Consider the following 11,088-nt stretch of genomic DNA (forward strand, 5'->3'; position numbering starts at 1 on the left):
CCTACTGATTAAAACCGTAAAATGGTTAACCGTCTTATCGATATTAATGTAACACCCTGAGTGTCAGTGATAATAGTTCAATTACTAAAAAAACACTCGATAGCCAGCATTCTTTAAAAAATAGCCAGTGGTGTAAAAAAATCAATCAATTCCACGGTATAAAAAGCATTTTCAATATAAGTTATGAATAATACTTGTCGATGAAGGAAACTGGCATTCGTTATAGTTATCGGTCAAACTTAGCCCAAGTTTAGAGTTATTTTACTCATTGTATAATTTTTCAGTCACAAAGCGTGCTATTGAGCAAATAAACTACGACTCAATTTGACCCTTAGCTCGCCCTGATATACTTTGTCCTGCGCACAACATAAGGAAACATTATTGTGGCAAAAAAACCTGAGAATCTTAGTTTTGAAGAGTCCTTATCGGAGCTTGAAAACATTGTTGCAGATCTTGAGCAAGGTGAAGTCACATTAGACAGTGCCCTCAAACAATTTGAGCGTGGAATAAAGTTGGTTCGCCAAAGCCAATCCAAGCTTGAACAAGCACAACAGAAAGTATCCATCTTATTAGATGAAGATGATACTAACCTGAGCCCATTTACCGTTGAAGGCGAATAAGTGTTAGCCCAAGCAATTGAAAAGTATCAACAACGCGTCGATAACGTTCTGAGAAATAAACTTGCAGAACTCGACGATAGTGCCCCTGAATTAAAAGCAGCGATGAGCCATGGGGCTTTATTAGGCGGCAAACGAATTCGCCCTTTTATGGTTTACAGCATTGGCGAAATGTTAGGCGCAGATTTAGCTTTACTAGATAATGCAGCTGCAGCCATCGAATGTATCCATGCTTACTCATTAATTCATGATGACTTACCTGCGATGGATGATGATGCCCTTCGCAGAGGCAAACCCACTGTTCATATCGCTTTTGATGAAGCCACAGCCATTCTTGCTGGCGATGCATTACAAACATTGGCTTTTGAACTGATATGCCAGCCAAATGACAACATATCGGCGCAGCAACAATTAGCAATGGTCACCGCGTTAGCAAAAGCATCAGGTTATAGTGGTATGTGTGGCGGTCAAGCAATTGATCTCAGCTCAACAGACAAACGTATCAACCTTGAACAGTTAACCCAATTACATAATAAAAAAACCGGTGCGCTGATCAGTTGTGCTGCAGAGTTGGCTTTAATTGCTGCTAATGCAAGTCAAAAAGAACAACGGATTATTAGAGAGTTCGCCGCTAATATCGGCTTAGCTTTTCAAGTTCAAGATGACATTCTAGACATCACATCTAGCACAGAAGAGTTAGGTAAGCCCCAAGGCAGTGATGAAGAAGCGAACAAGAGTACTTTTCCTCGCTTGCTTGGACTGCAAGGTGCAAATGAATGTGCCGAGCAACTAATTAACGATGCACTATCAGCGCTGGCAAATTTAACCTACAATAGCCAGTTAATTGCAGACTTCGCCCGCTATATCATTGCGCGAAGATTATAAAAGAGACAGTTTATCTCCTTATGAGTTTCGATAATTCTCAATTTCCGGTATTGGCACAAGCTAATACGCCTGAAGATTTAAAAAAGCTGCCTCAAGGCATGCTGCCACAACTGTCTGATGAGTTAAGACAATTCTTGCTAAAATCAGTCAGCAACTCGAGTGGCCATTTTGCTTCAGGCTTGGGTACTGTTGAATTAACAGTAGCGCTTCACTATGTCTACAACACGCCATTTGATCGCGTGGTTTGGGATGTAGGACATCAAGCTTACCCACATAAAATCTTAACGGGTCGTCGAGACCAGATGCACACTATTCGTCAAAAAAATGGATTGCATCCTTTTCCTTGGCGCGAAGAAAGTGAATATGACACATTCAGTGTTGGTCACTCTGGCACTTCTGTCAGTGCGGCATTAGCCATGGCTGTTGCTGCTGAAAAAGAGCAGAAAGATCGTAAAGTCGTTGCTGTTATCGGTGACGGTGCAATGACTGGCGGCATGGTATTTGAAGCCATGAACCACGCAGGTGACTTACACAATGACATGTTAGTTGTGTTAAATGACAACGAGATGTCAATCTCTGAAAACGTCGGTGCATTAAACAACCATTTAGCCCAATTGATGTCAGGCCGTTTTTACACCACCATTCGTGAAGGTAGTAAAAAAGTGCTTAAGGGCATGCCTGTCATCAAAGAAATGGCAAAGCGCACTGAAGAACACCTTAAAGGCATGGTTGTACCAGGGACTTTATTTGAAGAACTTGGCTTCAACTATATTGGCCCAATTGACGGTCATGATGTTGATTCTTTAGTTGAAACCTTACGCAATATGCGTGATCTTAAAGGACCACAAATATTACATATCATGACCAAGAAAGGTCGTGGTTATGAGCCAGCAGAGAAAGATCCTATTGGCTGGCACGCAGTACCCAAATTTGACCACACTCAGTTTAGAAAACCTAAAGCGAAACCTAGCTCACCGACCTTCTCACAAGTGTTTGGTAAGTGGCTTTGTGACGTAGCTAAGGAAGATGAAAAGCTGTTAGCCATTACACCTGCCATGCGTGAAGGTTCAGGAATGGTTGAGTTTTCTCAAAAATTCCCTAAACAATACTTTGATGCCGCGATTGCTGAGCAACATGCTGTTACCTTAGGTGCGGGATTTGCTTGTGAAGGCTTTAATGCTGTTGTGGCCATTTATTCTACCTTCTTGCAACGTGGTTATGACCAAATCATTCATGATGTGGCCTTACAACGTTTACCGGTATTATTCGCCATTGACCGTGGCGGTATCGTTGGCGCTGATGGCCCAACCCACCAAGGCGCATTTGATTTAAGTTTCTTACGCTGCGTACCTAACATGGTGATAATGGCACCGTCTGATGAAGATGAATGTCGTCAAATGCTATATACAGGTTATCGTTATAAAGCAGGTCCTACAGCTGTTCGTTACCCTCGCGGTAGTGCCACAGGTATCGAGCAAACTGAAGTGATGACTGAAATCCCCATCGGTAAAGGTGTCATTAAACGACAAGGCACTGATGTTCAAAGCACAAGCAAAAAAGCCAGTATTGCCATTGTAAACTTCGGAACCACTTTAGCTGCTGCTCTTGAAGCTGCAGAAGCCTTAGATGCTACCGTTGCAGACATGCGCTTTGTTAAGCCTCTAGATGAAGCGCTACTGGCTGAACTTGCCAATAGTCATGATATTATCGTCACGCTTGAAGAGAACGCCATTATGGGCGGTGCAGGTAGTGGTGTGATTGAAGCATTACAGAAAATGAAAATCATTAAACCAGTTCTGCAAATCGGCCTACCTGATGAGTTCATCAAACATGGTGCGCCTGATGAAATTATTCAAGAATTAAAGCTTGATGGCGCTGGCGTGTTAGAGCAGATTAAGCAATATATTGACTAAGCTTCAATATTATTAGCAAAACACAAAAAAAGGACTGCAATTGCAGTCCTTTTTTATACTTGAGGTTTGATTAATATCTATTAACCACCTTCAATTATTCAGCCTCAAGTTTAGGCATTATGATAATGCGTAAACTTGGGAGCCTAAGTGCTAAATCTAAGTGCTAAATCTAAGTACTAAATCCAAGTACTAAATCTAAGTGCTAAACCTAAACGCTCAGTCTTAATGACTTATGCTTGAGTATCTACGCTTGGTCCGCCTTGCGAAACCATAACCATAGCCGGACGCAATAAACGTGCGTTCAAGGTATAACCTTTTTGCATCACTAACATCACTGTGTCTTTCGGGTATTCAGCACTTGGTTGCATACCAATAGCCTGATGATGCTCAGGATTAAATGCATCACCTAATGGATTAACTTGTACCACGCCAAATTTCTCAACAGAACTTAAGAAACCTTTCATGGTTAAATCAACACCTTCAACAATCGCTTTCGTTGCTTCATCTTCAGGATTAACACCCGTTAACGCGCGTTCCATGTTGTCTAACACAGGTAAAAGCTCGTTCACAAACTTCTCTAAAGCGAAAGCACGTGCTTTTTCAACGTCTTTAGCGGCGCGAGTACGGATATTCGCCGTCTCTGCTGCTGCGCGAATTTCAACATCTTTACGTTCAGCTAATGCTGCTTGTGACTCTGCAAGTTGTTGTTCTAATGCTTCAATTTTAAGATTAGCTTGAGTTAACTCATCAACTTCTTGTGTTGCTTCAGCTTCAACTTCTGTTTCAATTTCAGTGGTTGCTTCTGCATCAATTACTTCTTGATCTACTTTATTCGACTCGTTGCTCATTTTCACTCCAGCTAAAAATGCTTTGTTTCTGATTACTATGGGCATATTATGGGGATCAATTTCGTTGTTTCAAGCCTTTGAGCAAATCAAATACTAATATGACCAAAAAGTTTCAAACAATTGGCCTTATCGGCAAACCACATCACCAAGGAACAAACCTCACTTTGAAGCGTTTGCATCATTGGTTGTCTATGCAAGGCTTCGAGATATTAGCCGAAGAACGTGTCGCTTCTGAACTCAAAGTTGATATTGAATCCGTTGATTTAACTGAATTAGGTGAGCGCTGCGACTTGGCTATTGTTGTCGGTGGTGACGGTAATATGTTAGGTGCTGCAAGAGTACTAGCGAGATTTGATATTGCAGTTATTGGAGTTAACCGTGGCAATCTAGGTTTTTTGACTGATTTACCCCCAGATAATTTTGAAGAATCCTTATCTAAAGTGTTAGATGGTCAATACGATACTGAATACCGTTTTTTACTCGAAGCTGAAGTACATCGTCATGGCATGCTTAAAGCCAGCAATACCGCTGTTAATGAAGCCGTATTACATCCAGGTAAAGTGGCGCACATGATCCAGTTTGAGGTCTATATTGACGACCAGTTCATGTATAGCCAACGTGCTGACGGAATGATTGTTTCAACCCCTACAGGTTCAACTGCTTACTCATTGTCAGCTGGCGGCTCTATTTTGACCCCAAACCTTCAAGCTCTTATTTTAGTGCCAATGTTTCCACATACATTGTCTTGTAGGCCTATTGTTGTCGATGCGAGTAGTACGATCAAGCTAGTGGTATCACCTGATAACGGTGAAAACTTAGAAGTCAGTTGTGACGGCCATGTGCACTTATCTGTACTGCCAGGTGATGAAATACTGATTAGTCGAAGTGAAGACAGATTAAGAATGATCCACCCGAAAGGCCATAATTACTTTAACGTGTTACGTGCAAAGTTGGGCTGGGGCAGCAAACTGTTTTAATCGATAGCGAGAAGTCACTGTTAGAAAGTGAGGTATCGATAGCGACCATGAGATTAACCTATATGGTTTATCTCATGGTTAATAGCCTTAAAGTCAATAGCATCATCGGCATTAGCCTAATGACTTAACTACTCATCAAATAAGCAAGCCAGCAACGGTTCACTGAGCTTTGTGCCAGCTAATGGTTCCAATGCTATGATTTCTATTCGCGAATCCATAGCTTCATCCAACTCCATCACAGACAGTTTGCCATCAACCATATTAAAACCCGCAATACCCTCTTCAGTTATCATCACGGCTTTCAGTCGAACAATATCTTCAGCAATGAGTTGGTTAATCCAATCAATTAATTTATCAAAATCAAAACACAATCTAGGCTCAAATATCCAGCCCACACTATAAGCACCTTCACCTTGATTCTCTCTCAACCAATAACCTTGTTGATTAAACTCAACGGCCTGGGCTTCATTCTCTTTATCCGTTTCTGGAGCGAAGCCTTGACCCTTGCCTTGACTGGCACCAATACCAAAGCCTGTTGAAAAAATAGAACTTGTTTGGCTAGTCAAAGCAGGTTTTATCGAACGAGCTAAACTAGCACTTTGTTGCACCTTTTGTAACAGAGCTCGAGGCTGATTAAGTGACTCAAAGACTCGCGCAACCGCATTGTCATTCCTTGAATGAATCACTGATTTGGTATGGTTGAACTGCGATAAGAAATGCTCAAGGTTTACAAGCTCTTGTTGCTGATATAAATCCACTTTACTGGCATACACAAGATCAGCTATTTGGATTTGCTGGTTAAAGTTGTCATTTTCACTGTAGCGCTCATCTTGTATTTTACGTGCATCAACCACACATACTGTCTGGTTCACGTTCAGTACTTGTTGATTAAACTCATTAGTGAGCACTTTTAAAATTTCAGCTGGATGCCCCAACCCCGTTGGCTCAATGAATAAACGGTCTGGTTTAGCTTTTTGAATAAGCTGGTTAATCGCAACTTGAGTCGGAATACCCGCTGCGCAACATAAGCAACCACCAGCAACTTCTTTAATGACAATTTGCTTTGATGCATTTTTGCCACCAATTAAACCTGCATCAATACCAATTTCTCCAAACTCATTCACCAATACAGCCCAGGTTTCATTTTCAGGCTTCAACTTAAGCAGAGACAAAATAAGGCTGGTTTTACCGGCGCCTAAAAAGCCGGTAATAATATTAGTATTAATGGGTTTAAGGATCACTCTGATTCTTCCTTGTCAGCTTGTAATGAGGTGCTGTGGTGAGTTAAACGTTACTTCGCTTTTTTGGCGTATTTACCTTGCCTAGTTGGCTTTGACTTATCATTACCACGCGGGCCATTAGCTCTTTTATGTTTGAAGGACTTTTTAGGTTTTTCCGCTTCCACTTCACGATACCTTGCAGGTAATGGCGCGCCCGCTTCATAACCAGGCTGTATCTGAACATCAATTTGAGTATTAATTAAAGACTCAATGTCACTTAATAAATCCATTTCATTTTGCGCAACTAACGATATCGCTTGACCCGTTAAGCCTGCACGGCCAGTTCGACCAATACGGTGCACATAATCTTCAGGCTCTGGTGGCAACTCAAAATTAATCACTAATGGCAGTGCTTCGATATCCAAGCCTCTTGCTGCTAAATCGGTAGCAATCATGACCCTGAGTTTGCCCGACTTAAACTCTTCTAGTGCTCTGTTACGCGCTCCCTGAGTTTTGTCACCATGAAAAACCGCTGCTTTTATGCCATCTAACTTTAATTCTTTTAATAAGTGCTCAGCCGTTTCTTTCATGCTGGTAAATACCATCACTTGCTGCCAGTTATTACGGCCAATCAGTTCTGATAACAACTCAGCTTTACGTCTTTTGTCCACCTGAAATACAGATTGTGACACCGTTTCAGCCGTTGTTTGATTTGATACATGAACAAACTCAGGTTCATTAAGCATTTTTGCAGCTAAGCTTTTCACCGCTTCTGAATAGGTAGCCGAAAACATCATCGTTTGATGCTGGCGATTCACTAATCGCTTCACCTTTTCGATATCTTTAACAAACCCCAAATCCAACATGCGATCTGCTTCATCAATGACTAAATGTGTGACAAACGATAAATCCAAATCATGTTGACCAATGACGTCAAAAAGTCGACCTGGCGTCGCCACTAAAATATCAACACCTTTAGCTAACGCTTTACGTTGAGGATTGATACTTGCCCCGCCATAAACAGCCACGCTTTCAAAAGGTAAAAACTGCGCATAATTAACAATATTTTGTTCTATTTGAATCGCAAGTTCGCGTGTTGGGGTCATGATTAATACCCTAAGACGTTGCCAAGCAGTTTTATTGTCTTGGTCATCAAGCTGTTGCTCTAACAGTGATAAGAGCGGTAAAGAGAAAGCTGCCGTCTTACCTGTACCTGTTTGGGCACTGGCTAAGATGTCTTTTCCATCAATGGCCAACGGCATCACAACTTGCTGTACAGGTGTCATGCTGTCATAACCACAAGCCTTTACTGCATCTAAAATAGGCTGTGAAAAGCCAATTGAATCAAAAGTCATATTTTTCTCTAATTTACACTACCAATAATGGCGTCATTGTAACGGCTATGGCCTAATTTGGCGATTTATTCACAGGCTTTAATCTTGTGATAAAGCTAATAACGCCATCGCAGAATTACACTTCATGGTTTGTTTATGTTGGGGGCTCATACTTTAAAAATCAGATATCAAAGTAACAGTTTGTATCTTTGGCTTTTTTCTGTTGCTTTCAATAAACCATTTGAGCAACATAAGCGCTACAAAAACAAAACAAACAAAGGCCAAAAATGAAGTTGTTGTACCCTCTAGCATTCGCACTCACGTTATCCGCTTGTGGCGGCAGTTCTGATTCAAGCTCTCCAGAACCAGTAGATCCTGTCCCGCCAGTTGAAGAGGCTGAATTACAAGCTGACATTTGCTATCTAATGTCAACGACATTAGGCGATATCACCTTAGCGATTGATACCACTAATACACCAATTACTGGCGAAAACTTCAAAAGTTATGTTGATGAGGAATATTACAGCGGCACCATTTTTCACCGCGTAATATACAACTTTGTATCCCAAGCCGGAGGATTTACCTCTGGGCTTGTTGCCAAGCCAGGCAATGATCCTATTGAGCTTGAAAGTAACACTGGATTAACCAATGCTCGTGGCACCATTGCGATGGCGAGAACGAATGTAGCCAATTCAGCAACCTCACAGTTTTACATCAACGCTTTAGACAATCCTCAACTTGATTACAGCAGCAGTAGCGCACCAGGGTATGCAGTATTTGGTCAAGTCGTCGCGGGAATGGAAGTAGTTGATCAAATCAATATTACTGATACAAGTGGAAATGACGTTCCCGATACCGAAATCATCATTAATAGCGTCACCGAATCGACTTGCCCTCAAGTGTAAACGTATTTTTTCTATAAAAATTTAGCGTTCAAACAGTCTTTAATGCCTATAACTAATTTAGTTATAGGCATTTTTTATATTCAGCTCAAATATGCTCTAGATCAAACCTAAACAGTAAAATCTGCGCCAAATCCCTCTTTGGTATTAAAACTACAAAACCGAACAAAACAAGTATGAATATATGATTTTCATCACAAACTGCAGCGCATTTGGTTGTTACTTTAACAACAGAAAAGAATTTTATATTTATTAATTTTAAGTACTAACGAGGTTTATCATGGCTACAAAATTTTTTATTCCAAGTGTCAATGTTATCGGTCAAGGTGGTGTAGATGAGGCCATTAATGACATTAAAACCTTAGGTTTTAAACGTGCATTAATCGTAACAGATACGCCTTTAGTCAAGATTGGCTTAGTCGAAAAAGTCACTAGTAAGTTAATTGAAAATGACATTGCTGTATTTGTATTTGATGGGGTACAACCTAACCCAACAACGGCCAATGTTGAAGCAGGCTTAAGTCTGTTAAAAGCACACGAATGTGACTTCGTTATTTCATTAGGCGGAGGCTCTCCTCATGACTGCGCCAAAGGCATCGCGTTAGTAGCCACCAATGGCGGTAATATCTGTGACTATGAAGGTTTAGACATGTCAGCTAAGCCACAAATGCCACTTGTTGCAATAAATACCACTGCCGGTACAGCAAGTGAGATGACGCGTTTTTGTATCATCACAGATGAAAAACGTCATATTAAAATGGCGATCGTCGATAAAAATACCACACCAATTTTATCAGTAAACGATCCTGAGTTAATGATTGAAAAGCCTGCTGCATTGACTGCTGCAACGGGGATGGACGCATTAACCCATGCGATTGAAGCCTACGTGTCTATCGCTGCAACCCCAATCACCGATGCTTGCGCGATAAAGGCCATTGAATTAATTCAAGCAAACCTTATCAACGCTGTTGAACAAGGTGACAATATTGATGCCCGCGAACAAATGGCTTATGCACAATTTTTAGCTGGTATGGCATTTAATAATGCAAGTCTAGGCTATGTTCACGCCATGGCGCATCAGTTAGGCGGTTTTTACGATTTACCACATGGCGTTTGTAATGCGCTGTTACTGCCGCATGTACAAGCCTATAACGCTAAAATTGTGCCAGCTAAACTTAAAGATATTGGTAAAGCAATGGGAGTCGATGTTGCCCAGTTAACTGATGAGCAAGGCGCTGAAGCCGCAATTGATGCCATTCGAACCTTGTCTGTCGCTGTAAATATTCCAGCTAACTTGACTGAACTTGGCGTTAACCCAGAAGATATTCCAGTCCTTGCTGACAATGCGTTAAAAGATGCTTGTGGCTTTACCAATCCTAAACAAGCTACCCATGCTGAAATTTGCGAAATATTTACCAACGCACTATAAATAAGCAATAAGAGTCGCTTTCAAAAATGTTGTGAAATAGACAAATGTAAAAGTGACTAAATGTGAAAGTGACTAAAATTGTAAGTATTGCGTAATAGCATGAATTGGAAATGGCTATGCACATTTTATTCTACATGTGCATAGTGACCATTGTCTGTCTGTGATTTCGCGAATATTGAATGCTTGTTTTGCTCTTATGTTTATAGCTCTTCTATGAATCACTCTTATGTGAATGGCTCTCAAATTCTTGTCATTTTTAAAATGAGATATTATTGATTTTGTCATTATTACGGCTTGAAGCAAGCTAGGATAATCGAGAAACATTCATTTTGAGCATTATTTAGACAATAAAATATCCAACTATTTACAATACAAGCAGCCTTCACAAAAACAAATTAAGTCACTGATATAATTGAACAAAAAAAGTTAACAACATAACATTTGTTAACTAGATCTAACTTCTACAAATAACCATTGACCAAAGTTAAATTAGCGGTCTATGATGAATTACATTCTTAAAAAAGTAGGTAAGCTATGACAGCAATCACTCACGTGTATAACTACACGGTAAGATGTCCTCATTACAAAGAAAATGAACAACCAGCAAGCTGGTTGAATCATGTCGAAGTCAATCAATCTAGTGAAATCGCATTAAACAGAATCACAAAGTGGCATGATGAACCAGGCACCAAAGCTTTTAAAAATGGCGAATTCATTGTAAGAAAATCTAATACTGATGATACTTACTACGCTATGCAAAGCGATCGAATGTTCAATAATGCTCACTCCTTAGTTACGTTTAAAGTATTCTTAGATAAATGTTGTCAGGATGCTGATCCTGAAAAAATTATTGCTCATCTAGTTGAAGACTATAATGGTCGCCTTGCTAAAGCACAGGCATAACCTCTTCCATATACTGAATGACTAGAGCATAAAGCCTAAATCGATGTTGTAGTGTCCATA

10 protein-coding genes are annotated in these 11,088 nt (G+C 40.5%); 7 read left to right on the forward strand and 3 right to left on the reverse strand.

The window, feature by feature from the left end; all coding sequences use genetic code 11:
* Window positions 1–383 precede the first annotated feature (383 nt).
* Genes xseB through dxs form a run of 3 tightly spaced genes read left to right on the forward strand, consistent with a single transcriptional unit; the run spans window position 384 to window position 3,415 of the window.
* Entirely contained in the window at window positions 384–620 is a 237-nt protein-coding gene (gene xseB / locus LMH66_RS08155) for an exodeoxyribonuclease VII small subunit (RefSeq protein ID WP_102529053.1), read from the forward strand.
* Window positions 621–1,502: a (2E,6E)-farnesyl diphosphate synthase gene (ispA, locus tag LMH66_RS08160; protein ID WP_102529052.1), complete on the forward strand. Its 882-nt coding sequence runs from the start codon at window positions 621–623 to the stop codon at window positions 1,500–1,502.
* Between the two features lie 20 nt (window positions 1,503–1,522).
* Window positions 1,523–3,415, forward strand: coding sequence for a 1-deoxy-D-xylulose-5-phosphate synthase (gene dxs, locus LMH66_RS08165; protein WP_229369215.1), 1,893 nt, complete (start codon window positions 1,523–1,525; stop codon window positions 3,413–3,415).
* A 230-nt stretch (window positions 3,416–3,645) separates the two neighbouring features.
* Here dxs and grpE read toward each other — a convergent pair whose 3' ends face one another.
* Window positions 3,646–4,263 carry a nucleotide exchange factor GrpE gene (gene grpE / locus LMH66_RS08170; RefSeq protein ID WP_102529050.1) on the reverse strand — a complete coding sequence of 206 codons (618 nt, stop codon included), beginning with the start codon at window positions 4,261–4,263 and terminating at the stop codon, window positions 3,646–3,648.
* A gap of 98 nt (window positions 4,264–4,361) precedes the next feature.
* On the opposite strand from grpE, the gene nadK reads away from it, so the two are divergent.
* On the forward strand, window positions 4,362–5,240 hold the full coding sequence (gene nadK, locus LMH66_RS08175) for an NAD(+) kinase (protein WP_102529049.1): 879 nt from the start codon (window positions 4,362–4,364) through the stop codon (window positions 5,238–5,240).
* A 128-nt stretch (window positions 5,241–5,368) separates the two neighbouring features.
* Here the strand turns inward: nadK and LMH66_RS08180 are convergent, their stop codons facing one another.
* Together LMH66_RS08180 and LMH66_RS08185 are read right to left on the reverse strand one after the other, a co-directional pair.
* Window positions 5,369–6,481 carry a CobW family GTP-binding protein gene (locus LMH66_RS08180; protein ID WP_229369217.1) on the reverse strand — a complete coding sequence of 371 codons (1,113 nt, stop codon included), beginning with the start codon at window positions 6,479–6,481 and terminating at the stop codon, window positions 5,369–5,371.
* Between the two features lie 50 nt (window positions 6,482–6,531).
* Window positions 6,532–7,815, reverse strand: coding sequence for a DEAD/DEAH box helicase (locus LMH66_RS08185; protein ID WP_229369218.1), 1,284 nt, complete (start codon window positions 7,813–7,815; stop codon window positions 6,532–6,534).
* A gap of 266 nt (window positions 7,816–8,081) precedes the next feature.
* On the opposite strand from LMH66_RS08185, the gene LMH66_RS08190 reads away from it, so the two are divergent.
* From LMH66_RS08190 to LMH66_RS08200, 3 genes are all read left to right on the forward strand, one after another.
* Complete coding sequence (locus tag LMH66_RS08190) at window positions 8,082–8,699, forward strand: peptidylprolyl isomerase (RefSeq protein ID WP_102529046.1); 618 nt, start codon at window positions 8,082–8,084, stop codon at window positions 8,697–8,699.
* Window positions 8,700–8,976: 277 nt separating this feature from the next.
* Complete coding sequence (yiaY, locus tag LMH66_RS08195; protein ID WP_102529045.1) at window positions 8,977–10,125, forward strand: L-threonine dehydrogenase; 1,149 nt, start codon at window positions 8,977–8,979, stop codon at window positions 10,123–10,125.
* A gap of 534 nt (window positions 10,126–10,659) precedes the next feature.
* Window positions 10,660–11,028 carry a cytoplasmic protein gene (locus LMH66_RS08200; protein ID WP_102529044.1) on the forward strand — a complete coding sequence of 123 codons (369 nt, stop codon included), beginning with the start codon at window positions 10,660–10,662 and terminating at the stop codon, window positions 11,026–11,028.
* Window positions 11,029–11,088 lie beyond the last annotated feature (60 nt).

The organism is Shewanella sp. 10N.7, assembly GCF_020806285.1.
GTDB lineage: Bacteria > Pseudomonadota > Gammaproteobacteria > Enterobacterales > Shewanellaceae > Shewanella > Shewanella electrodiphila.